General features: G+C 74.9%; 25 protein-coding genes. 17 read left to right on the top strand and 8 right to left on the bottom strand.

Going from position 1 to position 24,801, the window contains the following annotated elements; translation table 11 throughout:
* Nucleotides 1–245 precede the first annotated feature (245 nt).
* Complete coding sequence (locus ACGFSH_RS14610) at nt 246–659, top strand: SsgA family sporulation/cell division regulator (RefSeq protein WP_393348349.1); 414 nt, start codon at nt 246–248, stop codon at nt 657–659.
* 13 nt (nt 660–672) lie between these two features.
* Here the strand turns inward: ACGFSH_RS14610 and ACGFSH_RS14605 are convergent, their stop codons facing one another.
* Together ACGFSH_RS14605 and ACGFSH_RS14600 are read right to left on the bottom strand one after the other, a co-directional pair.
* Entirely contained in the window at nt 673–1,698 is a 1,026-nt protein-coding gene (locus tag ACGFSH_RS14605; protein ID WP_393348347.1) for a Gfo/Idh/MocA family protein, read from the bottom strand.
* A gap of 90 nt (nt 1,699–1,788) precedes the next feature.
* Entirely contained in the window at nt 1,789–2,883 is a 1,095-nt protein-coding gene (locus ACGFSH_RS14600) for a chemotaxis protein (protein ID WP_393348345.1), read from the bottom strand.
* Between the two features lie 162 nt (nt 2,884–3,045).
* Here ACGFSH_RS14600 and ACGFSH_RS14595 point away from each other — a divergent pair, with 162 nt between their 5' ends.
* The gene (locus ACGFSH_RS14595; RefSeq protein ID WP_393348344.1) at nt 3,046–3,882 is read left to right on the top strand and encodes an alpha/beta fold hydrolase; all 837 of its coding nucleotides are present in this window, start codon (nt 3,046–3,048) and stop codon (nt 3,880–3,882) included.
* 84 nt (nt 3,883–3,966) lie between these two features.
* Here the strand turns inward: ACGFSH_RS14595 and ACGFSH_RS14590 are convergent, their stop codons facing one another.
* Nucleotides 3,967–5,583 (bottom strand): alpha/beta hydrolase, encoded by a 1,617-nt coding sequence (locus tag ACGFSH_RS14590; protein ID WP_393348342.1) that lies wholly within the window; start codon nt 5,581–5,583, stop codon nt 3,967–3,969.
* Nucleotides 5,584–5,858: 275 nt separating this feature from the next.
* On the opposite strand from ACGFSH_RS14590, the gene ACGFSH_RS14585 reads away from it, so the two are divergent.
* Both ACGFSH_RS14585 and ACGFSH_RS14580 read left to right on the top strand, forming a co-directional pair.
* Entirely contained in the window at nt 5,859–6,629 is a 771-nt protein-coding gene (locus ACGFSH_RS14585; RefSeq protein WP_393348340.1) for a chaplin family protein, read from the top strand.
* Between the two features lie 271 nt (nt 6,630–6,900).
* Nucleotides 6,901–7,677 carry a GNAT family N-acetyltransferase gene (locus ACGFSH_RS14580; RefSeq protein WP_393348338.1) on the top strand — a complete coding sequence of 259 codons (777 nt, stop codon included), beginning with the start codon at nt 6,901–6,903 and terminating at the stop codon, nt 7,675–7,677.
* A 28-nt stretch (nt 7,678–7,705) separates the two neighbouring features.
* On the opposite strand, the gene ACGFSH_RS14575 is transcribed toward ACGFSH_RS14580, so the two are convergent.
* Entirely contained in the window at nt 7,706–7,969 is a 264-nt protein-coding gene (locus ACGFSH_RS14575; RefSeq protein ID WP_393348336.1) for a GlsB/YeaQ/YmgE family stress response membrane protein, read from the bottom strand.
* Nucleotides 7,970–8,182: 213 nt separating this feature from the next.
* The gene (locus tag ACGFSH_RS14570) at nt 8,183–8,629 is read right to left on the bottom strand and encodes an SPW repeat protein (protein ID WP_393348334.1); all 447 of its coding nucleotides are present in this window, start codon (nt 8,627–8,629) and stop codon (nt 8,183–8,185) included.
* Between the two features lie 230 nt (nt 8,630–8,859).
* Between ACGFSH_RS14570 and ACGFSH_RS14565 the strand changes: the two genes are divergently transcribed.
* Nucleotides 8,860–9,885: a MerR family transcriptional regulator gene (locus ACGFSH_RS14565; protein ID WP_393348332.1), complete on the top strand. Its 1,026-nt coding sequence runs from the start codon at nt 8,860–8,862 to the stop codon at nt 9,883–9,885.
* Nucleotides 9,886–9,992: 107 nt separating this feature from the next.
* Here ACGFSH_RS14565 and ACGFSH_RS14560 read toward each other — a convergent pair whose 3' ends face one another.
* Nucleotides 9,993–10,688: a type 1 glutamine amidotransferase domain-containing protein gene (locus ACGFSH_RS14560; protein WP_393348330.1), complete on the bottom strand. Its 696-nt coding sequence runs from the start codon at nt 10,686–10,688 to the stop codon at nt 9,993–9,995.
* A gap of 154 nt (nt 10,689–10,842) precedes the next feature.
* On the opposite strand from ACGFSH_RS14560, the gene ACGFSH_RS14555 reads away from it, so the two are divergent.
* Nucleotides 10,843–11,772, top strand: a complete 930-nt coding sequence (locus ACGFSH_RS14555; RefSeq protein WP_393348328.1) for a LysR family transcriptional regulator — start codon at nt 10,843–10,845, stop codon at nt 11,770–11,772.
* 7 nt (nt 11,773–11,779) lie between these two features.
* Here the strand turns inward: ACGFSH_RS14555 and ACGFSH_RS14550 are convergent, their stop codons facing one another.
* Together ACGFSH_RS14550 and ACGFSH_RS14545 are read right to left on the bottom strand one after the other, a co-directional pair.
* Nucleotides 11,780–13,153 carry a cryptochrome/photolyase family protein gene (locus ACGFSH_RS14550; RefSeq protein WP_393348326.1) on the bottom strand — a complete coding sequence of 458 codons (1,374 nt, stop codon included), beginning with the start codon at nt 13,151–13,153 and terminating at the stop codon, nt 11,780–11,782.
* Between the two features lie 110 nt (nt 13,154–13,263).
* Nucleotides 13,264–14,787 (bottom strand): SDR family oxidoreductase, encoded by a 1,524-nt coding sequence (locus ACGFSH_RS14545; protein WP_393348324.1) that lies wholly within the window; start codon nt 14,785–14,787, stop codon nt 13,264–13,266.
* A 189-nt stretch (nt 14,788–14,976) separates the two neighbouring features.
* Between ACGFSH_RS14545 and ACGFSH_RS14540 the strand changes: the two genes are divergently transcribed.
* The 11 genes from ACGFSH_RS14540 (at nt 14,977) to ACGFSH_RS14490 (ending at nt 24,647) form a co-directional block, all read left to right on the top strand.
* Nucleotides 14,977–15,483 carry a MarR family winged helix-turn-helix transcriptional regulator gene (locus ACGFSH_RS14540; RefSeq protein ID WP_393348322.1) on the top strand — a complete coding sequence of 169 codons (507 nt, stop codon included), beginning with the start codon at nt 14,977–14,979 and terminating at the stop codon, nt 15,481–15,483.
* Nucleotides 15,484–15,746: 263 nt separating this feature from the next.
* Nucleotides 15,747–17,903 (top strand): MMPL family transporter, encoded by a 2,157-nt coding sequence (locus ACGFSH_RS14535; protein ID WP_393348320.1) that lies wholly within the window; start codon nt 15,747–15,749, stop codon nt 17,901–17,903.
* 73 nt (nt 17,904–17,976) lie between these two features.
* A complete protein-coding gene (locus ACGFSH_RS14530; protein ID WP_176741484.1) occupies nt 17,977–18,144 on the top strand; it encodes a hypothetical protein in 168 nt (55 codons plus the stop codon).
* A 269-nt stretch (nt 18,145–18,413) separates the two neighbouring features.
* Nucleotides 18,414–18,497: a putative leader peptide gene (locus ACGFSH_RS14525; protein ID WP_393349143.1), complete on the top strand. Its 84-nt coding sequence runs from the start codon at nt 18,414–18,416 to the stop codon at nt 18,495–18,497.
* Between the two features lie 373 nt (nt 18,498–18,870).
* Nucleotides 18,871–19,425 (top strand): NADPH-dependent FMN reductase, encoded by a 555-nt coding sequence (gene ssuE, locus ACGFSH_RS14520; protein ID WP_393348318.1) that lies wholly within the window; start codon nt 18,871–18,873, stop codon nt 19,423–19,425.
* Between the two features lie 329 nt (nt 19,426–19,754).
* The gene (locus tag ACGFSH_RS14515) at nt 19,755–20,105 is read left to right on the top strand and encodes a YciI family protein (RefSeq protein ID WP_393348316.1); all 351 of its coding nucleotides are present in this window, start codon (nt 19,755–19,757) and stop codon (nt 20,103–20,105) included.
* A 3-nt stretch (nt 20,106–20,108) separates the two neighbouring features.
* Nucleotides 20,109–21,326: an RNA polymerase sigma factor gene (locus tag ACGFSH_RS14510; RefSeq protein WP_393348314.1), complete on the top strand. Its 1,218-nt coding sequence runs from the start codon at nt 20,109–20,111 to the stop codon at nt 21,324–21,326.
* A 24-nt stretch (nt 21,327–21,350) separates the two neighbouring features.
* Nucleotides 21,351–22,766 (top strand): aldehyde dehydrogenase family protein, encoded by a 1,416-nt coding sequence (locus tag ACGFSH_RS14505; RefSeq protein ID WP_393348312.1) that lies wholly within the window; start codon nt 21,351–21,353, stop codon nt 22,764–22,766.
* Nucleotides 22,767–23,059: 293 nt separating this feature from the next.
* A complete protein-coding gene (locus ACGFSH_RS14500; protein ID WP_393348310.1) occupies nt 23,060–23,224 on the top strand; it encodes a hypothetical protein in 165 nt (54 codons plus the stop codon).
* The gene (locus ACGFSH_RS14495) at nt 23,221–23,784 is read left to right on the top strand and encodes a sigma-70 family RNA polymerase sigma factor (protein ID WP_393348308.1); all 564 of its coding nucleotides are present in this window, start codon (nt 23,221–23,223) and stop codon (nt 23,782–23,784) included. Before ACGFSH_RS14500 ends, ACGFSH_RS14495 begins: the two co-directional genes overlap by 4 nt.
* On the top strand, nt 23,781–24,647 hold the full coding sequence (locus ACGFSH_RS14490; protein ID WP_393348306.1) for a hypothetical protein: 867 nt from the start codon (nt 23,781–23,783) through the stop codon (nt 24,645–24,647). The genes ACGFSH_RS14495 and ACGFSH_RS14490 overlap by 4 nt, the downstream gene beginning before the upstream one ends.
* Nucleotides 24,648–24,801: the final 154 nt, after the last annotated feature.

The raw sequence follows: 24,801 nt of genomic DNA, 5'->3' as shown, positions 1-24,801 counted from the left end.
CTGTCCCTCGGACGGTGCGGCGGAACGCCGTCCGACGGGCTTCGGTCGGGGTCAAGTCGTATGTGGCGTACGTGACTTGAGGGATGGATGGGGGAGGCGGGAAAGACCGTCAGTCATGTGTTCGACGGCCTTGTGTTCCCCGTTTCGCGAGGCAGCGCTCTCTGTCGCAACCGCTGTGATGCAGGTCACAATAATTGGACCGCGCTTTCCCGTAATGCGAAAGCCCCTTGCGAGGTCGTACATGCATGGACATCACTCTGGAACAGGCCGTCCACGCCCGTCTGATCACCGCGGAGGACCAGGAGCTGCCGGTGCCCGCCACGCTCCGCTACGACTCCGCCGACCCGTTCGCCGTGCACGTCGACTTCCCGCCGGAGGTCTCCCTGGAGGGCGAGCCGGTCACCTGGACGTTCGGCCGCGGCCTGCTGGAGCGGGGAGTGAGCGGCCCGGCCGGGACCGGGGACGTGCACATCTGGCCCTGCGGCCCGGACCTGACGGTGATGGAGTTCCACTCCCCGCTCGGCCTGGCCCTGCTCCAGTTCGACACGGGCGCCCTGCGCCGGTTCCTGCTGCGCAGCTACGCGGTCGTCGCGGCGGGGCGCGAGGACGTCACGGCCGCGGTCGACCGGGGATTGCAGGCCCTCCTCGGCAACGTCTGAGGCCCGCCCGGCGTCAGCGGCCGGTCCCGGCGTACAGGCCCGGGCGCGGGGGGAGTTCGACGGCGGTGCGCGCGCCGCTCTCCAGCGCCCTGACCCCGGCCTCGGCGACGACGGACGCCGCGTAACCGTCCCAGACGCTCGCGCCGGTGACCTCGCCCCGGCGGGTCGCGTCGACCCAGGCCTGCACCTCGCGGTCGTAGGCGTCCGCGAACCGCACCAGATAGTCCCCGGGCACGTCGCTCCCCGCGGAGCCGCGCGCCGTGACGAGCATCCCGTGGTCGTCGCCGACGCGCGCCGCGCCCGCCTCGCACACGGCCTCGCAGCGCACCTGGTACCCGAAGCCGCAGTTGACGAAGACCTCCACGTCCACCAGGGCGCCGCCCTCGGTCTCGAACAGCACGAACTGCGGGTCCAGCAGCCCTTGGGGGGCGCCCGAGGAGGCGCGGGGGCGCACCACGGTCACCGCGGTGAGCTCCTGGCCGAGCAGCCAGCGGGCCGCGTCGATCTCGTGCGACACCGAACTGTCGATCAGCATCGCGCTGGTGAAGCCCGGCGGTGAGGACACGTTGCGGTGCACGCAGTGCAGCATCAGCGGCCGCCCGAGCCCGCCGTCGTCCAGCAACGCCTTGAGCCGCCGGTACCCGGCGTCGTAGCGCCGCATGAACCCGATCTGTGCCAGCCGGCGCCCGCGCCGCAGCTCCGCCTCCATCACCCGCAGCGCCCCGGCCGGCTCCGGGACCATGGGCTTCTCGCACAGCACCGGCAGATCCCGGGCGAACGCGGCGAGCAGGGCCTCCTCGTGCGCGGGACCGGGGGAGGCGATCAGCACCGCCTCGACGCCCGGCGCTTCGAGCGCGGCCGACGCGTCCTCGTGGACCGTCACCGCGTCGATCCCGGCGACGGCCTCCTTCGCGCGCGCGACGTCCGGATCCGCAACGGCGGCGACCCTGGCGCCGCTCACCACGCGGTCGAGCCGGCGAACGTGGTCGGCGCCCATGTGTCCGGCGCCCAGCACGGCGACGCCCAGCAGGTCGGCCACCCCTGATCTCCTCCCCGGTCGACGATCACGGCGTAGCGTACGCCGCCGGGGAAGGCGGGCCGGAGGAGGGCGGGCCGTAAGGGGCGGGCGTCAGTAGCGCAGCACGCCGGCGAGGCCGTCCACCGGGCCCAGGGCGCCGTCCGGGAGGAAGCGCACCTGCGCGCCGGTCTCCAGGCACTGCTCGACGATCTCGTCCACGATGTCCTCGCGGGCGTCGAGGTCGCCGCTCGCGGCGGGGACGAGGTGCTCGCCGTCGTCGCGGACCGTGACGCGGTAGTTCTCCTCGACGGCGAGCAGCCGGACCCGGCCCTCCCGCGCGCTCTGCCACAGCTCGTCGACGCCCGCGGCGAACGTCCGCTGCCCGCGGGCGGAGTCGAGTTCCGCGGCGACGGCCTCGGCGTCCCGCCGGGACCGCTCGTCGAGCACGGGACGCACCGCCTGCCACACCGCCTCGGGTGTGCCGTGCGACAGCCCGCCGTGCGCGATGTGCACGGCGCCGCGGACGGCCGGGCCCTGCTCGTCGAGAAGGGCCAGCGCCGCCGGCTCGCCGGTGACGTACAGCGGCAGCGGGTCCTCGCGTTGCAGCCGGGCCACGGCGGCCTCGGCGTCCCGCAGGAAGTGGCGGGTGTCCTCGTCGCGGAAGGTGCTGGGCTGGTCGCCGATCCGCTGCCGGCGCTCGGCGTCGAAGTTCTCCCGGACCCTGGTCAGCGGGAACCCGCCGCCGCGCGCCTCGGTGACCCGGTCGACGCCCCCGTGCCACAGGGTGACGCGGTCGGCGGAGAGCGACAGCACCCGGAAGGGGCGCTCCGAAGCCTGCGCGGAGACCAGGTTGCGGGTGAGGAACGTGTCGGAGAAGACGACGCGTTCGGGCACGGCGCGGGCCAGGGACCACACCTGGTGCTCGCCGGGGGCGGCGTAGATGACCAGGCCGTCCTCGCTGTGCGCCAGATCGATCTCGGCCAGCGCCCGGTCCAGCTGGCCGGCGACGTCGGCCCGCCGTTCGCGGGTGACCGCCGGGTCGTGCTCCAGCTGCTTCTTCGCCTCGGCCACGACATTGCGCAGCCGTACGCGGTCCTGGGCGTTCTCGGGTTCGCGCCGGTGGGTGGGGGTCAGCACCGACACCGCCGGATAGGGGCGCGGGCGGCGCAGTTCGGAGAGGGTCGCGGGGCTCAGTGCGTGCTCCATACGAGCACCATAGGACCGATCCGCATACAAGGCATTCGGGGCAATATCGGGCCATGCGCGCAATCCGCCGGTGCCCGCGAAAACCCCGGGACCGGACGGTGACGGCGGCCCCGGACGCCGGTTACCGTACGCGTCAGTAACCGGGACAGCACAGGAGGCACCATGCCGCAGCTCGAAGTCGACGGCGCAGCCCTGACGTACGACGACGAGGGCCCGCGCGACGGGGACGGGGCGCCCCTGGTCTTCGTGCACGGCTGGACGGCCGACCGGCACCGGTGGGACCACCAGAGCGCGCACTTCGCCGCGCGCCGCCGGGTGATCCGGCTCGACCTGCGCGGGCACGGCGAGAGCAGCGGAGCCGGCGTGCGGACGGTCGCGGAACTGGCGGCCGACCTCCTCGCCCTCCTCGACCACCTCGGGGTGCGGCGGTGCGTGCTCGTGGGCCACTCGATGGGCGGCATGATCGCGCAGACCGTCGCCCTCTCCCACCCCGAGCGCGTGGAGCGCCTGGTGCTGGTGAACTCCATCGCGCGGATGACCTACAACCGGGGGCGCGGCCTGCTGATGGGCGCCTCCACACTCGTCCCCTTCAAGATGTTCGTCGCCGCCAACATCCGGCGCGCCTTCGCCCCCGGCCATCCCAAAGACGAGATCGACGCCTACGTCGCCTCCTCCGCCGGCACCCCGCGCGAGGTGGTCATGACGCTGTACGGCGCCATGCGCGCCTTCGACGTCCTCGACCGCGTCAAGGAGATCCAGGCGCCGACCCTGATGATCCACGGCTACCACGACATCCAGCTCCCCGTGCGGCAGATGCTGCGGATGGCCATGGCCTACCCCGACGCCGTCGTCCGGATCATCGACGCCGGGCACGAACTCCCGGTCGAGAGGCCCGCCGAGCTGACCGCCGCGATCGACGCCTTCGTGACCGACAGGACGGGTGGGGCGGACAGCACCGGCGAGGCCGAAGAGGTCGGCCGAAGCGAACAGATCGCCTGACGCGGACGGACCTTCGGCCGAAGGCGTCCGGGGCCGCCGCCTTCCGGTCCCCTCCCGTGACGGCGGCGGCCGGGGCCGGTCCGCTCAGTCGTCGTCCTCGTCGGCGCCGCACGAACTGCCGCTGGGCGGGAGGGAGCCGTACAGCAGGAAGTCGTCGACCTTGCGGTGCACGCATTTGGACGTCCCGTATCCGGTGTGCCCCTCGCTCCGGTTGTCGAGCACCACGGCCGACGGCCCGAGCCGCTTCGCCGTCTCCACGGTCCAGCGGTACGGCGTCGCGGGGTCGCCGCGCGTACCGACGAGGAGCATCCTCGGCGTGCGGAGGTCCTTCACCTCGTCACGGATGAAGTCGGTGCCCTTCGGGCGTCCGTAGCACATCAGCACCTCCGTCAGCCGGTAGCGGCCGAACACCGGCGACGCCTTGTCGTAGGCCGCCCGCAGCCGCCGCAGGTCCGCGGTGACCTGCCGGGCGGTCGGACGGTCGGGGTCGTCCGCGCAGTTGATCGCCATCAGCGCGGCGGGCAGGTTGTCCGGCGGGACGTCCTCGGCGTCGACGAGCGCGCCGGGCGAGGGCCCGGCGCCCGGCGACCGGAGCGGGAAGGGCAGCGGGAGCGCGATGCCGCCGCCGGCGAAGCCCAGGACCCCACTCGCGTCGCCGCCTTCGATCAACTGGGCCAGCGCCCGCTCCAGCAGCGGCCACAGCTCCCTGCTGTACAGCCCCTGACCGATGGCCCCGACCAGGTCCTGACCGGTGAAGTCGGCGCCGAAGTCCGTCGGCAGCGGGTTCTCGTCGAGCGAGCGGACCAGCCGCACCACGCCCTCGCGGGCCATCCGCGGATCCTGCCCGAGAGGGCAGGCGATGTCCTTAACGCACCAGCCGACGAAGTCGTCCAGCGCCACCTGCTGCCCGCGCGCGCCCGCGAGGCCCTGCTCGGTGAGCGGCTCGGTCAGCGTGTCGACGCCGTCGAGGACCATCCGGCCCACCTTGCCGGGGAACTGGGCGGCGTACACCGCGCCGAGCCGGCTGCCGTAGGAGAAGCCCAGGTAGTTGAGCTTCTTGTCGCCGAGCGCCTGGCGGATCACGTCCATGTCCCGTGCCGCGTCGACCGTGCCGATGTGCGGCAGGACGGGCCCGGAGTGCTCGGTGCAGACGGCGGCGGCCTTCTTCAGCCGGGGCAGCAGGGCCTGCGGATCGGCGAGGGCCGTGTCGTCGTCGAGCGAGGCCAGGGCGCTCTGCTGTCCGTTGCCGCAGCTCACGGGGGAGGAGCGGCCGACGCCCCGGGGGTCGAAGGCGACCACGTCGTACCCGTCCGTGAGATCCATGAACTCCTTGCCGCTGTGGGCGAGTTCGGGGACCCCCGCGCCGCCGGGGCCGCCGAAGTCGAGCACCACGGAACCGCGTTTGTGGCCGGTGGCCCGGTAACGGGCGATCGCGAGGTCGAGCGTTGCCTTGCCGGGGTGGGCGTAGTCGAGCGGGACGGTCACCTTGGCGCACTGCAGATCCTTCGGCATGCCGTCGCCCCGGCACGCCGACCAGACGACCTTCTGGTCGTGGAACCGGGACAGGTCGAGCGGGCCGTCCGCGTCCGTGCCGCCCTGGGCGGCGAGCGTCGGCAGACCCGCGCCCATCAGGGTCAGTGCGGCGGTGGCGGCGAGCGCGCAGCGTCGCACCAAGGGCCGCGTCGACAGCTTGGCCAGCATCCATGCCTCCAGGGACGCCCGCAGCGGTCCGGGACGGCGTCCTCGCTCACGATAAGCGGCGGTCCGACGGCCCGCCTCCGGGCGGAACGGCCCGGCCCGCTGGGCTCACGGGACCGGTGGGCCGCGGGCGCCCGGGCCACGGGTTCGACACCAGTTCGACGGGAGTGACCTCCGAGCGGGTGAAAGAACGTCCATGCATAACCCGGAACGTTTTGCGGCGTTCTACCCGGTGCGGGCGAGCGCCCGCGACTCATGTCTGGAAGGCAGGGACCCCCATGAGACGGGTTACCCGAACCGGTGTGCTGGCCGTGGCGGCAGCCTCCGGCGCGATGGCCGTGACACTGCCCGCCCACGCCGACTCCGCGGCCGACGGCTCCGCGGTCGGCTCGCCCGGGCTGATCTCCGGCAACGGTGTGCAGCTGCCCGTGCACCTCCCGGTGAACCTGTGCGGAAACACGGTGAACGTGGTGGGCGTGCTGAACCCCGCCGCGGGCAACACCTGCGCCAACACGGGCACGTCGGCCGCGCACGGCGCGCACCGCAGCCCCTCCGGTGGCCCCGGCGCAGCGACGCACGGCGCACACCACGCCTCGTCGTCCTCCTCCGGCTCCTCGTCCTCGCCCTCGTCCTCGTCCGGCCGTGGCGGCGGCGCGAGCGCGCTCGGCGACGCGGTGGGCTCCCCGGGCGTCGTCTCCGGCAACGGGATCAAGCTGCCGGTGGACCTCCCGGTGAACGTCAGCGGCAACAGCGTGAACGTCGTCGGCATCGCGAACCCGGCCCTCGGCAACGTGTCCGTCAACGCCTCCGACGACGAGCCCGGCGAGCCCGCGCCGCAGCCCCCGGTCCGGCACAACCCGCCGTCGCAGCCCCAGCACCCGGGCCCGCGGGCCGAGCCCCCGGCTCACGCCCCGCAGGCCATGGGGCCCGTCGCCGCGCTCGCCCGCACCGGAGCCGACGCCGCCCTGCCCGCCCTCGCCGGCAGCACCGCCCTGATGCTCGGCGGAGCGCTGCTCTACCGGAGGTTCCGTCCGGGCACGGAGCGCTGAGCGGCCGGGACGGGCGGACGGGCCGCGGATCCCGGCGGCCGGGTCCTGCGGCCGCGCCCGGCGGCGGGGCGAGCGCCGGGGCCGGGCCGACCCCGCACGGGTCCGTCCCGTTCGTCCGGCCCGTCCGGCCCGTCGAGCCCCTCCAGTCCGCCGAGTTCACGTCGGCCGCCCGCGGCCGCGCGGCGTGGCGAGACACGGCACGGAGGTGTTCACGGGTCCCGGTCCGCTAATCACGTTGTGCGGGGACGGGCGCGGGTGCTGGAGTGGCGGCATGGATCATGCCGCGGTACTCGCCCTGTACGACCGGGAGATGCGCGAAGGCGCGCGCCCCGAGAGCTCCGACGCCCGGATCGAGAGGGCCGGCGGTGTGGTCCGGCACGTGGGCGGTGACGGGGGCTGGAGCGGCGTGCTGTGGTCCGGCCTCGAGGCGGCCGACGCCGACGCGGCCATCGCCGAGCAGATCGCCTACTTCCGCGGCCTCGGCCACGAGTTCGAGTGGAAGCTGTACGGGCACGACCGTCCCGCCGACCTCGGGCGGCGGCTCGTGGCGGCGGGCTTCGCGGCCGATCCCGAGGAGACCCTGATGGTGAGCGAGACGAGGGAGCAGCTCGTCGACGCCGCCCCGCCCGAGGGCGTGCGCATCGTCACCGTCACCGACCGGGCGGGCGTCGAGCTCATGGTCGAGGCGAACGAGCGGGCCTTCGGCCGCGACGGCTCCTGGCTGCGCGACCTCCTGCTCGCCCGCCTCGCCTCCGACCCCGGCGAACTCGTCGCCCTCGTCGCGCTCGCGGGCGACGTGCCGGTGAGTTCGGCGCGGATGGAACTCGTCCCGGGCACCAGGTTCGCCGGCCTGTGGGGCGGCGGCACCGTCGACGGCTGGCGGGGCCGGGGTCTCTACCGCGCGCTGATCGCCCATCGCGCCCGCATCGCCGCCGAACGCGGCTACCCGTACCTCCAGGTCGACGCCTCCGATCAGAGCCGCCCCATCCTCGGCCGCCTCGGCTTCGCCGCGCTGACCACGACGACCCCGTACGTCTACGCGCCCTGACGGCGACCGGCGCGCCCCGCGTCCGGGGTCAGCGGCGCGACTTGGCGCGGTCAAGTGCCGCGACGCCCACCGCGGCCAGCGCGATCTGGATGAGCCACTCGATCCAGTCGACGCCCTTCGTGTCGTCCACGCCGAGGCCCGCGGCGAGCAGGGAGCCGACCAGCGCGGCCACGATGCCGACCCCGATCGTCCACAGCACGCCGATGCGCTGCCGTCCCGGCACGACGAGCCGCCCGAGCACGCCGATGACGATGCCGATGAAGATGGCACTGATGATGCCGTCGATCTCCATCTCCGCCCCTCCGCTTCTCCGTGGGAGCCCGTCGACCGGAGCCCGCTGACCGATGTCTGCCCACGCAGGGGCGGGACAGTCCGTTCCGCTCCGTTCCGCCCCGGTACGGCCGGACCGCCCCCGGGCCGTCACGACCGCGAGGGGACGTGTGACGGCCGGGGCGACCCGGATCCTCGGGTCGGCCCGGCCGTGCTCCCGGGGGCGGGGAGGGGACTACGGGGTGGTGCTGCGCGTGCTCCGCGTCGCCGTGGCGATGCACATCAGGCCGAGGAGCAGGGCCAGCGCGCCGATGACGATGTTGTTGACCGCGACGCCGGCGTCCGGGCTGTCGCCGACCACCCACGGTGCGACGATCATCCAGATGCCCGCCGCGCACATGGCCCAGCTCAGGCCGTACATCCGGGCGGGAGCCGCCGTGAAGCCGAGCCCCAGCAGGGCGATGGCGATGCCGACGATCAGGTTGTGCGTCACGAGGGCGGGCTGACTGGCGGTGTAGTGGAGGACCCACGGGGACACGGCGCAGTACAGACCGAGCAGGAACACCGGTCCGTCCACGAGTGCCACGTCACGACCGCCGAGCATGCGGGCGTAGCGGGCCTGCATCTCGTGCACGTCGGGGTGCGTCGACATGTCGCCTCTGGTGGGCGAGACGTTGGCCATGATCCGTCTCCTTTGACTCTCAGGGCCGACCGCTTCGGTGCGGTGTGCGGTATGTGCCGCGCATGTTCATTCTGCTCTTATTAATCCTTTATGTGTAGAGTTCGCGCCGCTCGATCCGGCCTCGCCCGCCGGGCGGACCGGGCCGGGCGCACCGGGCCGGGTGCACGGGTCGGGTGGACGGTTCGCGCACCGGATCGTCATGCGTCGTCGGTGCGTCGTATCGTGGCGCCATGAGCGAGTTGCCGAGTCCGGGGGACGCCGGTCTGACCACCGGGGCGCTGGCCCACCGGCTCGGCGTGGCGCCCACCACCCTGCGCTCGTGGGACCGGCGGTACGGCATCGGGCCCGCCGTGCGCGCGGACGGCCGGCACCGGCGCTGGCGGCCGAGCGACGTGGCCGTGCTGGAGGCGATGTGCCGGCTCACCTCGTCCGGCGTGCCGCCGGCCGACGCGGCGCGCGCGGCGAAGGGCGCGGTGCTGCGGACGTCCGCGGCGCCGGCGGCCGCGGTCGTCGCGGGGGCGGACCCGGCCGGTGAGGGGGCCTCGACGCCGGACGGTCCCGGGCCGGACGGCGGCGACGTCCGTCAGGAGTGCCGGGGCCTGGCCCGGGCCGCCGTGCGGCTGGACGCGCCGGCGGTGGGGGAGATGCTGGAAGCGGCCGTGCGCCGGCACGGGCTCGCCGTCGCCTGGCAGGAGGTGATGGTCCCCACGCTGCACGCCGTGGGCCGCAAGTGGGCGTCGTCCGGCGACCGTTACGTCGAGGTGGAGCATCTGCTGTCCTGGCAGGTCTCCACCGCGCTGCGCCGTGCGCCCCACGCCGTCGTGCCCGGCGGACGGGAGGGCGCGCCCGGGCCGGTGCTGCTGGCCTGCGTGCCGGGCGAGCAGCACAGCCTGCCCCTGGAGGCGCTCCACGCGGGCCTTCTCCAACTCGGCGTCCCGGCCAGGATGTTCGGGGCGGCCGTGCCCGTCGAGGCGCTCACCGCGGCCGTGCGGCGGCTGGGCCCGGTCGCCGTGGTGCTGTGGGCGCAGACGCGCTCCACCGCCAGCCTGCCCCTGGCCCGGCACCTCGCCGACACCCGCTGGGGCGTCACCGGGGCGCGCCGGGCCCCGACCGTGGTGCTCGGCGGCCCCGGCTGGGCCGGCCGCTCCGCCCCGGGCCTGCCCCGCCCGACGGGCCTGAGCGACGCGCTGACACTGCTGGCCGGCGTGCACGGATCGCACGGGCCGCAGGCACCGCACGGATCGCTCGGGGCCTGACGGACGGCGACGCCCTCGCCGTCGCTGCGACGGGGCCGCACGGCCGCGCGTCGCACAGGACGGTCACGGCACGGCGTCACCTGCGAGCGGGTCGCGGGGCCCTCGGTTCAGCTCAGCTTCTTCAGCAGTTCGTCGGCGAGCGGGGCCGAGGAGGCGGGGTTCTGGCCGGTCACGAGGTTGCGGTCGACCACGACGTGCGGTGCCCAGGGCTCACCGACCCGCACGTCGACGCCCGCCTCGGTGAGCCGGTCCTGGAGCAGCCACTTGGCCTTGTCGGCCAGACCGGCCTGCTGCTCCTCGGCGTTGGTGAACGCGGCGATCCGGTACCCGGCGAAGGCGTTGGCGCCGTCCTCGGCGACCGCGGCGAGCAGGGCCGCGGGGCCGTGGCAGACGACGCCCAGGGGCTTGCCCGAGGCGAGGGCGTCGGCCAGCAGGCGACCGGAGACGGCGTCGACGGCCAGGTCCTCCATCGGGCCGTGGCCGCCCGGGTAGAAGACCGCCGCGTAGTCGCCGAGGTCGACGTCCTCCAGCCGCAGCGGACGCTGAAGCTCCGTCATGCCCGCGAGCACGGCGGCGACCCGGTCGGCGCCCTCCTGCCCGCCGTTGACCTCCGCGGCCAGGCTGCCCTTGTCCACGGTGGGCACGACGCCGCCCGGCGTGGCGACGACGACCTCGTGGCCCGCCGCGCGGAACGCCTCGTAGGGCGCGGCGGCCTCCTCCGCCCAGAAGCCGGTCGGGTGCTGTGTGCCGTCGGCGAGCGTCCAGTGGTCGGCGCCGGACAGCACGAAAAGAATCTTGGCCATGAGTGATCTCCGAGGGGTCGGCGTCGGCGTTCCGCTCGCGGACCGCCGACGTGGGGGTTCACCAGCGAACCTAGGCGGTCGGGGCATAGGGATCCAATGTGGATTCCGATGCCCGGTATCGAGGATCCTATGGGTGGCGAGGAATACTGGCGCGGTGGAACACAGCGACGGCCGGCCTGCCGGCCCCCTCGACCTGAATCTGCTGCGGACGTTCCTCGCCGTGTACCGCTCGGGCTCGTTCACCGGCGCGGCGCAGCTGCTGAGGGTGTCCCAGCCGACCGTGACGACGCAGATGCGGGCGCTGGAACGGCAGACCGGCCGCGAGCTGTTCGAGCGGCTCCCGCGCGGCGTCGCCCCGACGGCGGTCGCCGACGAACTGGCGGCCCGGGTGTCCGCGCCGCTCGACGCGCTGGCCGTCGTGGCGGGCCCGGACCCGGCGGCGGGCGGGGCCGGGCCCGCCGACCCGGTGCATCTCGCCGGACCGGCCGAACTGCTGTGCACCCGCGCGCTGCCCGCCCTGGCCCCGCTGGTGGCCCGGGGCGTCCGGCTGCGCGTCGCCACCGGCCTGACCGACGCCCTGCTGGAGGAGCTGCGGGCCGGGCGCCACGACCTGGTCGTCGCCACCACCCGCCCCCGTGGCCGCACCCTGCACGCGGTCCCGCTGACGGACGAGGAGTTCGTCCTCGTCGCCGCCCCGCGGTGGGCCGAGCGGCTGCGGGACCCGCTGGCCGCCGACGGCCCGGCGGCCCTGCTGGGCGTCCCGCTGCTCACGTACGCGGAGGACCTGCCCATCGCCCGCCGCTACTGGCGCCACGTGTTCGGCCGGCGTCTGTCGGGCTCCGCCGCCGTGACCGTGCCCGATCTGCGCGGGGTGCTGGCCGCCGCCGTCGCGGGGGCGGGCGTCACGGTGCTGCCCCGCTACCTCTGCCTCGGTGAACTGGCCTCCGGGGCGCTCGTCGCGCTCCACGAGCCGCCGGACCCGCCGATCAACACGGCGTACCTGGTCCAGCGGCCCGGCGCCGTGGCGAACCCGGACGTGAGCGCCGTGCGCGAGCTGCTGCTGAACGCGGCCCGGCAGTGGTGAGGGACGCTCAGGGACGTTCCCGTGCCCGCCTGAACCGGGCCAGCCCGTCGGCGAGCGTGACGACCGGGTCCGGGTAGTCGAGCGCCGCGCGGTCCGCGCCGGTCAGCTTCCACGGCTCGTGCACCGCGGGCGCCGTCAGGTCCACCAGTTCCGGCAGCCAGCGCCGCACGTACGCCCCGTCGGGGTCGTACCGCTTCGCCTGGGTGACGGGGTTGAGGACCCGGTTGGGACGCGAGTCGGTGCCGGTGCCCGCCACCCACTGCCAGTTGAGCTGGTTGTTGGCCACGTCCCCGTCGACGAGCAGGTCCAGGAAGTGCCGGGCGCCGACGCGCCAGTCGACGTACAGCGTCTTGGCGAGGAAGGACGCGGTGAGCAGGCGGCCGCGGTTGTGCATCCAGCCCTCGTGGCGCAGCTGCCGCATCGCCGCGTCGACCAGCGGGTAGCCGGTGCGGCCCTCCCGCCACGCCTCGACGTCGGCGCGGGCGGTGCGCTCAGAACGCCAGCGGTCGTGCTTGGTGCGGTAGTCGGCGGACGCCGCCGAGGGCCGCGCCGCGAGCACCTGCCGGTGGAAGTCCCGCCAGGCGAGCTGCCGTACGAACGCCTCGGCGCCGGGGCCGCCCACCTGGCGCGCGCGGTGCACGAGCTCCCCGGCGGACAGGGTCCCGAAGTGCAGATGGGGCGAGAGCCGTGAGGTGGCGTCGCCCGCCAGGTCGTCGTGGCCGTCCTCGTAGGCGCCGACGTCCGACCGCAGCCAGGCGGCGAACCGGCGGCGGCCCTCCGTCTCGCCGCCCGCCGCCAGCCCGGGCGACAGACCCGCCAGGCCCTCGCGGGCCGGCAGCTCCTCGGAGCCGACGCCCTCCGGGACCGGCACCGAACGGGGCGCGTCCAGCGGCTCCCGCAGCCGGGCCCGCGACCAGTGCCCGAAGTACGGCGTGAACACGGCGAAGTGGTCCGAGGAGGCCGGGGCGAGCGCGCCCGGCGCCACGGCCGTCGTCACCTCGTCGTGCACGTGCAGCCGCACGCCCTCGGACTCCAGGGCCCGCCGCAGCCGCTCCTCGCGCCGCCGCGCGTGGGCGCTCACGTCGGCCGCCAGATGGACCTCGTCCGCCTCGGCCTCGGCCGCCACCCGGCACACCTGCTCCACCAGCTCGCCCGAGCGCAGGACGAGCCGCCCGCCGCGCTCGCGCAGTCCCGCGTCGAGGTCGTGCAGACAGTCGGCGAGGAACGCCAGTCTGTTCGGCGCGGCGAACGCCGCCCGGTCGACGGCCCGGTCGCGCACGAACAGCGGAACCACCTGCCGGGCCTCGTCGAGGGCCGCGCGCAGCGGCGGGTGGTCGTGCAGACGCAGGTCGGCGGTGAACAGGACGAGCGAGACGTTCATGGAGGGGCTCCGGGGGAGGGGTCGGTCGCGTGCGGCGTGGTCGGCGGGGAACGGCGGGGGCGGCCGGGCGGGACCGTGGACCGCCGGGGGCCGCCTTCCGCCGCGGCCGGTCAGCGGGCCGGCTCGTGGGCCCGGGCCGCGGCGTCCGCGGCCGCCGCCTGGGCGATGTTGCGGGCCATGCCGCCGAAGACGAGCGCGTGGAAGGGCGCCACGCTCCACCAGTAGGCGTGGCCGAGCAGTCCGTGGGGGTGGAACACCGCGCGCTGGTGGAAGCGGGCGCGGCCGTCCGCGGCGGCCTCCGCCCGCAGTTCCAGCCAGGCCAGGCCAGGCAGCCGCATCTCGGCCCGCAGCCGCAGCATCCGCCCGGGCTCGATCTCCTCGACGCGCCAGAAGTCGAGCGTGTCGCCCACCCGCAGCCGGGCGGCGTCCCGGCGGCCCCGGCGCAGTCCCACCCCGCCGGCGAGCCGGTCGAGACGGCCGCGGACGGCCCAGGCGAGCGGGAAGGAGTACCAGCCGTTGTCGCCGCCGATGCCCTCGATGACCCGCCACAGCGACGCGGGCGGCGCGTCGACGGCGAGGTCGCGGACGTCGGTGTAGAGGCTGCCGCCGGCCCAGCCGGGGTCGGTGGGCAGCGGGTCGCTCGGGGCGCCGGGGACGGAGGCGGAGGACCAGCGGGTGGCGACCTGCGCCTCGCGCACCTTGCGCAGGGCGAGCCGGACCGCCTCGTCGAAGCCGAGGGGATGGCCCGGCGGGCCCGGCACATGGCGGGCGATGTCGTGCTCGTGGCAGACCACCTCGTGCCGCAGCGACTCGGTGAGCGGCCGGGCGATCGAGGCCGGCACGGGCGTGACCAGCCCGACCCAGTGACTTGACAGGCCGGGGGTGAGCATCGGCAGCGACACGATCAGCCGGCGCGGGAGCTCGGCGATCGCCGCGTAGCGGAGCATCATCTCCCGGTACGTCAGGACGTCCGGCCCGCCGATGTCGAAGGTGCGGCTGACGTGGGCCGGGAGGCGGGCGCAGCCGACCAGGGCGCGCAGCACGTCGCGCACGGCCACGGGCTGGATCCGGGTGTGCACCCAGCTGGGGGTGACCATCACCGGCAGCCGCTCGGTCAGATAACGCAGCATCTCGAAGGAGGCGGACCCGGAGCCGATCACCACCGCGGCCCGCAGCACGGCGGCGGGCACGCCGCAGTCCAGCAGGATCCGCCCCACCTCGGCACGGGAGCGCAGGTGCGGCGACAGCTCGCGTTCGGGCACGTCGGCCGGGGTGAGGCCGCCGAGGTAGACGATGCGGCGCACGCCCGCCGCCCGGCACCGCTCCCCGAAGATCCGGGCCGCCCTGCGGTCCGTCTCCTCGAAGTCGTCGCCCGAGGCGAGGGCGTGCACCAGGTAGTAGGCGACCTCGACGCCGTCGAGGGCCGCGGCGACCGACGCGGCGTCCGTGACGTCGCCGCGCACGGTCTCGACGTCGCCGGCCCACGGGTGGTCGCGCAGCCGGTCGGGATCGCGGGCCAGACAGCGCACCCGGTGCCCGGCGGCCAGCAGTTCGGGGACGAGCCGGCCGCCGATGTACCCCGTGGCGCCGGTCACCAGGCAGAGCGCTCCGTCGTCGCGGGCCGTTGAGGTCATGGGTCCTCGGTCCTTCGTCTCGTCGGCCCGGGGGCCTGTCCGGCGGCGTCCGCCGGGGCGGGCGACGCCCCGCGGACGGTCCCTTGCACATCGCCTCTGCACATCGCTTCCACCCGCAGGCGGCGGGCGGATGCACCCCGGGCTTGTGCGCACGAACGAGTGATCGCGCACGGCGACTACGCTGACCCCGTGGCCACAGCTGACGAGCGTGCGGAGCGGGTGCCGGAAGAGCCGTCCGAGGCGTCCGGCGCGCCGACCGACCTGCATGCCTTCGCCGTCCGGCTGCGGCGGATGAACGGCGAGATCAACCGGCTGGTGCACGGGTTCGCGGGCGACCAGGGACTGCACGCGACGGACGTCCAGGCGCTCGCCGCGATCCTGGACGCGGACGGGCCGATGACCCCCAAGCGGCTGCGCGAGCACCTCGGGCTCACCTCCGGCGCGGTCACCGCGTGCGTGGACCGGCTGGAGCGGGCGGGGCACATCCGCCGGGTACGGGAGAACGCCGACCGCAGGGTGGTCCACCTGCACTACGCGGACGACGCCCGGTCTGCGGCCCGCGACTACTTCCGGCCGCTGGCCGAGGCGACCCGCGCCGCCCGCGCCCGCTTCACCGAGGAGGAGCTGTCGGTGGTGGCGCGCTTCCTCGGCGCGATGGGCGAGGAACTGTCCGGGATCCACGCGCCCGGCCGCTGAGCGGGGCCCGCCCGGCCGGCGCCGGCCGGGAGCGTGTGCGTCGCCACCGGGTCCTCACCGGACGGACGTGCATCCGGGGACCGGCCGAGGGCAGAAGAACCGACGACGTCTAAGATCGCTCGACAGATGACTTGCTCAATGATTGAGATTGTTTTCCGTCGAGCGTCACGGTCGTCGAACTGTCTGTGGGGCCGAGTCCCCGTCCGTCCCGCCTGAGCCGTCCTTGCCGACCCCGCCTGTCCCCCCCCCGGAGCTGGAGAACGATGTCTGCCACCCCCCGACGCGCCCGCTGGCTCGTCCCGGTCCTCCTCGTCGCCGTCTGGCTCGGCGTCGGCGGCGTCCTCGGCCCCTACGCGGGGCGGCTGGGCGAGGTCGCCACCAACGACCAGGCCGCCTTCCTGCCGCGCAGCGCCGAGTCGACCGAGGTCGTCACCGCGCAGCGCGCCTTCCGGCAGAAGGAGACGCTGCCGGCGATCGTCCTGTGGACCGCGAGCGGCGAAGCCGCGTCCGGCGCCGGCGGGAAGGCGGCCGGCGGGGCCGTGATCGAGGACCGGCGCGCGGAGGCCGGCCGGGCCCTCGCCCCGCTCGCCCGCGACCGGGACGTCTCCGGCGCGGTGTCGCCCGCGCTGCTCTCCGAGGACGGCAGGGCGATCGAGGCCGTGGTGCCGCTGCGCCCCGACCTCGGCGACGATCTCGCCCCCGCCCTCGACCGGATCCGCGCCGCCGCCGAGAAGGTCCCCGGCACCACGGTCCAGCTGGCCGGACCGGCCGCGACCCGGGCGGACCTGGGCGACGCGTTCGCCGGCATCGACGGACTGCTCCTCGCCGTCGCCCTCGCCGCCGTCCTCGTCATCCTGCTGCTGGTCTACCGCAGCGTGCTGCTCCCCCTGGTCATCATCTTCAGCGCGGTCCTCGCCCTCGGCCTCGCCTGCGCCGTCGTGTACGCGCTCGCCGACCACGGCATGGTGCGCGTCGACGGGCAGGTCCAGGGCATCCTCTCCATCCTCGTGATCGGCGCGGCCACCGACTACGCGCTGCTGGTGACCGCCCGCCACCGGGAGGAACTCGCCGCGGGCGCCGACCGGTTCGCCGCCGTCACGGGCGCGCTGCGCGGCTCCTGGGGAGCGATCGTGGCCAGCGCCGCCACCGTCGCCCTCGGGCTGCTCGCCCTGCTGCTCAGCGACCTCACCAACAACCGCGCGCTCGGACCGGTCGGCGCCGTCGGCATCGGCTGCGCCGTGCTCAGCGCGCTCACCTTCCTGCCCGCCGCCCTGCTCCTCCTCGGCCGGACCGCCTACTGGCCCTCGCGGAACCCCGCGGGCGGCAAGGGACACGGCGTGTGGCGGCGCGTCGCCGACGTCGTCGACCGGGCCCCGCGCCGGGTCTGGGCGGTCGCCCTCGTGGTCCTGCTGGCCGGGGCCGCCTTCGCCCCGACCCTGGCCTCGCGGGGCACGCCCCTCGACGAGACCTTCGTCGACGACGCCCCCTCCGTCACCGCGCAGCAGACGCTGAACCGGCACTTCCCGGGCGGCTCCGGCAACCCCACCGTGATCGTCGCCGACGCCCGCCGCCTCCAGGAGGTCCTCGCCGCGTCGCGGGACACCGAGGGCGTCGCCTCGGCGGCCGCCGTCGCCGCGTCCGGACGTCCGGGCGGCGCCCCCCTGGTGGTCGACGGACGGGTGCGGATCGACGCCACCCTGACCTCCGCGGCCGACGGCGACGAGGCGCTGCGCACCGTCGCCCGCCTGCGCACCTCTCTGCACGCCGTGCCCGGCGCGCACGCCCTCGTCGGCGGCTACACCGCCCAGCGCTACGACACCCTGCGCACCGCCGAGCGCGACCGCACCCTCATCGTCCCCGTGGTCCTCGCCGTCATCTTCCTCGTCCTGACGGTCCTGCTGCGCTCGCTGCTGACGCCCGTGCTGCTCGTGGCCACCGTGGCGCTGAACTTCCTCGCCACCCTGGGCGTCTCCGCGCTGGTGTTCCGGCATGTGTTCGGCTTCACCGGCACCGACCCGTCCGTGCCGCTGTACGGGTTCGTCTTCCTGGTGGCGCTGGGCGTCGACTACAACATCTTCCTCATGTCCCGGGTGCGCGAGGAGTCCCTGCGCCACGGTGTCCGCGAGGGCGTCCTGCGCGGCCTGGTCACCACCGGAGGCGTCATCACCTCGGCCGGCGTGGTGCTGGCGGCCACGTTCGCCGCGCTCGGGGTGATCCCGCTCGCCTTCCTCGCCCAGATCGCCTTCATCGTGGCCTTCGGCGTCCTGCTGGACACCCTCGTCGTGCGCTCGCTGCTGGTGCCCGCGCTGGTGCGCGACATCGGCGCCCGAGCCTGGTGGCCCGGACGGCTCGGACGTGTCCGGGACACGGCGGACGACGCCCCGTCGACCCGCGACGACGCCCTGTCGGCCCGCGGATGAACATGTTCGCGCCGAACCCGGGAAGCCGGTGTACGGAGAAGCTGTCCGTTCGCATCGGGAGGTGTCCGCCGTTATGAGCGCGAAGGTCTTGGAGCGTTTCCCCGCAGGATCCCCGCGAGGGTCGTGGCCGGCGGAGGAGTACGCGGCACGGCGGCGAGCCGAGGGGGAGCCCGCGACCGTGGTGATGGACCTGAAGTCGGACGCGTTCCTCGTCGTGGTCCCCCTCGGCGACGAGGACTGACGACCCGTCGGAGCGGGCGCCGCCCGGCATATCCCCCGGGCGGCCCCCGGCGACGCCGGCCGGGCCCGCCCCTGGGCGGCGCCCGGTCGCCGTCGGGGGAAGTCGAGCCCGCACCAGAGGTGTTCGGACGGCGTCCCGGCTCCCGCCCTACCGACTGCCGCCTCCCGGCTCCGTTCCGGCTCCCGCTCGGCAAGACCGCCTGGTCCGCGATGCGAGACCGCCCGGGTTCTCCTTGACGGCCGTCCCGGGCTGCTGCCACGATCAACGACATGACGATGCGACTGGACCTCACGCGGCGACGCCACGTCGACCTCGCGCGTGTCTCCAGCGCCTCCTGTAGCGCCGCGGCCTGATCCCTCCACGCGATCCGCCCGCGCTTCTCCCATTTCTCCGGCTTTGAGCCGGTTCCCCGGTTCCCCGTCAGCGGATTCGCCGCTTCAGCGGCGCCCGTCCCTCCATGCGCCGGTTCACCGTCCGCCCGCCCGCCCGGATCCACCGCGCCCGTCTCCCGTCGGCGTCCGCGACATCCGCGGCGGCCGTGGCGTGCGTGCGGTGCGCCCGCGGTGACCCGGTCCGCACCGGGAGTTCCGCACGTCCGCCCGGGCCGGCGGGTCCGCCGTCCCCACGGGCGGACCGCCCGCAGCCGCCCGGCAGTCCCGACCGCTCCCACCCCGGAGCGCCCCGCCGTACCGCGGGCGTCCCCCGGGCCCCTTCGAAAGAGGACCCATGGCCACCGTCCTGTCCGTCTCCGGCAGCCCTTCCGCCTCCTCCCGCACCGGCCGTCTGCTGCGCCACCTCGACCAGCGGCTCGCCGCCCAGGGACACCGGGTGATCCCGCTCGACGTCCGCACGGTCCCCGCCGCGGCCCTGCTCGGCGCGGACTTTCGCCACCCGGCGATCGTCGAGGCGGCCGAGCTGTTCGCGCGCGCCGACGGCGTCGTCGTGGCCACCCCGGTCTACAAGGCGTCCTACTCCGGCGTCCTCAAGGCGCTCCTGGACCTGCTGCCGCAGTACGCGCTCGCCGGCAAGACCGTCCTGCCCCTGGCCACCGGCGGCTCCACCGCCCACGTCCTGGCCATCGACTACGCCCTGCGCCCGGTGCTGACCTCCATGGGCGCGGCCCACATCGTGCAGGGCCGGTTCACCCTCGACCAGGACATCACCGCCCACGAGGACGGGTCCGTCACGATCGCACCGGCCGCCACCGAGGCCCTCGCCCAGGTCGTCGACGAGTTCTCGGCCGCGCTCGGACGCACGCCGTACCTGGCCGCGGCGAGCTGAACGCGCTGTTCCGCCGCCGCGTCGGGCCCGGTTCGTCAGCAGCGTCGAACGGCCACCGCCGCCGCCGTGGTGGCGGCCCCCATCAGCGGCAGACCCGAGCGCCTGATCGCGGCCAGGTGCCCGAGAGGGACCTCCCCTGGTCGACGTGTTCGGCCTGCGGGGCGAGGAACCCGTCGGCCACCCCCGGGCGCGGTCGACGAGGGGGTGGGCTGCGGTCATGGACGCGATTGTTTCCCGGATCCCGGCGCGGGATGTCGATCCCGGACCGCGCCGTTCGTGTAGGAGATGAGACAAGGGCACGACACGGCACGACAGCTCAGGAGGACGTCATGACGCACTACCTGCTCAGCGTGGTCCAGCCCGCCGGCGGCGAACCGCCCGCGGCCGAGGAACTGGCCGGCATCATGCGCCGCGTGCAGGCCTACAACGACGAGCTGCGCGCCGCCGGCGCCTGGGTCTTCGCCGGGGGCCTGCACGGACCGGAGACGGCCACGATGCTGCGGCCGAAGGACGGCGACGTCCTCGTCACCGACGGGCCGTACGCCGAGGGCAAGGAGTACCTCGGCGGCCTGTGCCTGATCAGGGCCGCCGACCTGGACGAGGCCCTGGAGTGGGGGCGCAAGGCGGCTCTCGCCACCACCCTGCCCATCGAGGTGCGCCCGTTCGCCGACGCGCACTGAGCCGTGCCGGACACCACCGACGTCGAGGCCGTCTTCCGCGCGGAGTACGGCAGGGCCGTCGCCGTCCTCGTCCGCTTCCTCGGCGACATCGACCTCGCCGAGGAAGCGGTCCAGGAGGCGTTCGCCACGGCCGTGCGGCGCTGGCCGCATACGGGCGTGCCGCCCAGCCCGGCGGGGTGGATCATCACCACCGCCCGCAACCGGGCCGTGGACCGGCTGCGCCGCGAGTCCACCCGGGACGCCCGCCAGGCCGAGGCCGTCCTGCTGCACGCCGCCGACCCGCCCGTGGAGGAGGGACCCGTGCGCGACGACCGGCTCCGCCTGGTCTTCACCTGCTGTCACCCGGCGCTGGCCCCGCAGGCCCGGGTCGCCCTGACCCTGCGGCTGCTCGGCGGTCTCACCACCGCGCAGATCGCCCGCGCCTTCCTCGTGCCCGAGCCGACCATGGCGCAGCGACTGGTCCGCGCCAAGGCGAAGATCCGTGACGCCCGCATCCCCTACCGGGTGCCCCGTGACGCCGACCTGCCCGACCGGCTCGGCGGCGTGCTCGCCGTCGTCTACCTGATCTTCAACCAGGGCTGCGAGGGCGACTCCGGGCTGTGCGCGGAGGCCGTCCGCCTGGGCCGGCTGCTGACGGAGCTGATGCCGGACGAACCCGAGGCCACCGGGCTGCTGGCGCTGATGCTGCTCGTCGAGTCGCGCCGGGGTGCGCGCGAGGACGCCGACGGCACGCTCGTGCCGCTGCCCGAGCAGGACCGGGGCCGCTGGGACCGGGACCTGATCGCCGAGGGGCAGGAGCTCGTGCGGCGCTGCCTGCGCCGCGACCGCCCCGGCCCCTATCAGATCCAGGCCGCCGTGCAGGCGGTCCACAGCGACGCCCCGGCCGCCGGGGCCACCGACTGGGGCCAGGTGCTGCGGCTGTACGACCAGCTCATGGCCGTCGCGCCGAGCCCGGTGGTGGCGCTGAACCGCGCGGTCGCCGTGGCCGAGACGGAGGGCCCGCGCCCCGCGCTCGACCTGGTCGACGCCCTGCCCCTGGGCGGCTACCGCGTCTGGCACGCCGTCCGTGCCGACCTGCTGCGCCGCCTCGGCCGGGCCACCGAGGCGGCGGCCGCCTACGACGCGGCCCTCGCGCTGAGCGAGAGCCCGGCGGAGCGCGCCTTCCTGGAACGGCGCCGGCGAGAACTGCCCCGTGATCCGGGAATGCATTCCGGCGGCTGAAAGGTTGGCATATACATCGAGCTGATGCTCGTGCCGACACCGCAGGGCCGCGAGGCCCGTACGACCCAGGGCCGACAGGCCCGTGCACCCCAGCGAGGCACCGTGACCACCCCAGCGACCACCGCAGCCACCGCCGAACAGCCCGCCGACGTCGTCGCCCGACTGCGCGCCGCCTTCCGCGCCGGCCGCACCAAGCCCGTCGCCTGGCGCACGGACCAGCTGCGCCGGCTGCGCGCCCTGCTCACGGACCAGGGCGCCGAACTCGCCGCCGCGCTCCACGCCGACCTGGGCAAGAGCTCCGCCGAGGCCTACCGCACCGAGATCGACTTCACCGTCCGCGAGATCGACCACACCCTGGAGCACCTGGACGGATGGCTGAGCCCCGAGGCCGCACCGGTCCCGGCCCACCTCGGCGCCGACGCGCGCGCCTGGACGCTGGTCGAGCCGCTCGGCGTCGTCCTGGTCATCGCGCCCTGGAACTATCCCGCCCAGCTCCTGCTCGCCCCGCTGGTCGGCGCCCTCGCCGCCGGCAACGCCGTGGTCGTCAAGCCCAGCGAACTCGCGCCCGCCACCTCGGCCGTCCTGGCCCGGCTGCTGCCGGCGCACCTCGACACCGGGGCGGTCGCCGTCGTCGAGGGCGGCGTCCCGGAGACCACCGCCCTGCTCGCCGAGCGCTTCGACCACATCTTCTACACCGGCAACGGCGCCGTCGGCCGCGTGGTCATGCGCGCCGCCGCCGAACACCTCACCCCGGTCACCCTCGAACTGGGCGGCAAGTCACCGGCGTTCGTCGACCGCGACGTCGATCTCGCCGTCGTCGCCGACCGGTTGGCCCGCGGCAAGTTCCTCAACGCCGGGCAGACCTGCGTCGCCCCCGACTACGTCCTGACCGACCCGGGGACGGCCGCCGCCCTCGAACCCCTCCTGAAGCACGCGGTCGAGACGCTGTACGGCGCCGACCCGCAGTCCTCGGACGCCTACGGACGCATCGTCAACGAACGCCACTTCGACCGGCTGAGCGGTCTGCTCGGCTCGGGCCGGGTCGTGGTCGGCGGCGACGGGGACCGCGCGGACAAGTACATCGCGCCGACCGTGCTCGCCGACGTCGACCCGAAGTCGCCCGTCATGCAGGAGGAGATCTTCGGCCCGATCCTGCCGATCGTCACGGTCGAGGACCTGGACGAGGCGATCGGCTTCGTCAACGACCGCGACAAGCCGCTCGCCCTCTACGTCTTCACCGAGTCCGACGACACCCGGGACCGCATCGCCGCCGAGACCTCCTCGGGCGGTCTGGGCCTCGGTCTTCCGCTGGCCCATCTCACCGTCTCCGACCTGCCGTTCGGCGGGGTCGGCGAGAGCGGCATGGGCAGCTACCACGGGCGCTACTCCATCGAGACGTTCAGCCACCGCAAGGCGGTGCTGGAGAAGCCGCTGAGCTGAACGGCGGCCGCGGGCGGTCGCACGGGTCGGCCGGGCGGCGGGCGATGACGGTCGGTGACGGCGGATGGGCCGAAGCGGACACGAGTGGACCGAAGTAGTCCGCCGAGGGGCGGCAACGGGACCGGGGTTGGCCCGGAACGGAACGCTCCGTAGTCCGATTCGGCCAAATCCATCGGACTTTCGAATCCGGCTGCACGAAACCCAGCCGCCGGACGCCGTGGTGGCAGAAGGTGTGACCGACGCCTTCCGGGGCCCGTGGGCTCCGCACAGCCAGCGGAAGGACCGACGGGTCCGTGAACGACCAGTACGAACAGCTCACCCGCGACGTGGCGCTCGCCCTGCTCGCCCTGCGGGTCTTCGGCCCCCAGGCCCTCACCCTGGGCCGCCGGTGCGTCGCCGCGCTCGTGAGGGTGGGCGTCCGTGAGATGGACCGCCGCCTCCCCGGGGGCGACCGGTGACCCAGGAGGAGCTCCGCCCGGCAGCGGACCCGCCCACGCCCCGGCTGTCCCTGGACTTCAGCGCCTTCCACCAGATGCACCGCCCCCTCTACGTACGCGAGGCCGAGCGCTGTCTGCGCTGCCGCGCGGACGCCGAGGAGGCGGTCGACGAGGCGTTCGTCCAACTCGCCAGGGAGTGGTCGCGGATACTGCGCGCCGAGAACCCCGCCGCCTACGCGTGGCGCGTGGTGAAGAACCGCGTCATCGACCACGCGCGGGCCCGCGGCCGGCGGGCCACGCTGATGGACACCGCAGTCTTCGAGACCGTCACCCTCCAGGGCGCCGAGGACGCCTACGAGGTGATCGAGCAGAACCTGCGGCTGTTCCACGCGATCTCCACGCTGCCCGAGCGCCAGCGCGACGTCGTCCGGCTGCGCTACTGCGAGGGCTACAGCACCGCGGACGTGGCCTTCCACCTGGGCATCACGGAGGCCGGGGTGCGCTCCCTGGAGCGCTACGCCAAGCGCCGGCTGCGGGAGATCTACGCCAGGTGCGCCGAGGAGGAGGCGGAGCGGTCATGACCTTCGACACCACGGGTGACATCGACACCCTGCTGGCCCGGGCGCGGCTGAGGCCCACGGCCCCCTACCGCCGCTCGGACATCGAGGCGGCCGAGGCCCGGATCGCCGCCCGCGTCGCGGCGGACGCCGCCGACGAGCACCCGGCGGGGGCGCGCCCGCGGCCCGCGCCGGCCGCCCGGCGCGCCCCGCGCACCCACCCCGCGGCCCGCGACCTCGCCGCACTGTGCGAGGCGCTGCTCACCCGCACCGGAGCGCCGGACGGTCTCGGCAGCTTCCTCGGCAGCGCCCTGCCCGAACCCTCCGGGGCGCGGATCCTGGGCAGTCTGCTCTTCCTGGCCGGCTGCGAGGACGGCGCCCGCTTCTGGTGGCAGTACGGCGCGGGCGCGTCCGACACCGTCTCCTCCTACTGCCTCTACCTCCACCACCGGTCGATGGGGGAGGACGAGGAGGCCGACTGGTGGCTGAGCCACACGGAGATCACTCCCGCCACGCTGAGCCGGGAGGCCACCGAGGTGGAGATCGCCACCGCGCTGCACGTGCTCAGCGGACTGCGGCGCGGTCACCGCGGACTGCCGAAGGCGCTGCGGGCGCTCGTCGAGTACGTGCCGGCCGTGGTCGGCTTCGTCGACGACGACCTGGACCTGCCCCTGCCCGACGCGGACCTGGCGGGGATCGTGGCGGCGGCCCTGGCGCACGGCGCCGCGCCGGACGGGCAGCGCCGGCGGGCCAGGCCTGTCGCGCTGCCCGAACGCCGCGAACCCGCCGTGCACACGGTCACCTCGGCCACCCCTCGCGCGGGCCGGCAGTGGAGCCGCGACGTCTCGGAGGCACTGCGCCGGTGCGAGGAGACGGTGGCCTACTGAGGCGGCGCCGCCGGGCCCGCCCCCGCCTCGCCGAGCCGCACCGGGGCCGCGGCCCGCGGACGTCGAGCCGTGCGGGGGAGAGTGGCGCGCTGCAGGTTTTACGTATAACCTCACCCGTCAACCCCTTCCGGAGAATCACTCCGGACCGCTCCGC

Source organism: Streptomyces sp. NPDC048481, from assembly GCF_043200075.1.
Classification (GTDB): domain Bacteria; phylum Actinomycetota; class Actinomycetes; order Streptomycetales; family Streptomycetaceae; genus Streptomyces.
This window is presented reverse-complemented; position numbering and strand designations above follow the sequence as displayed.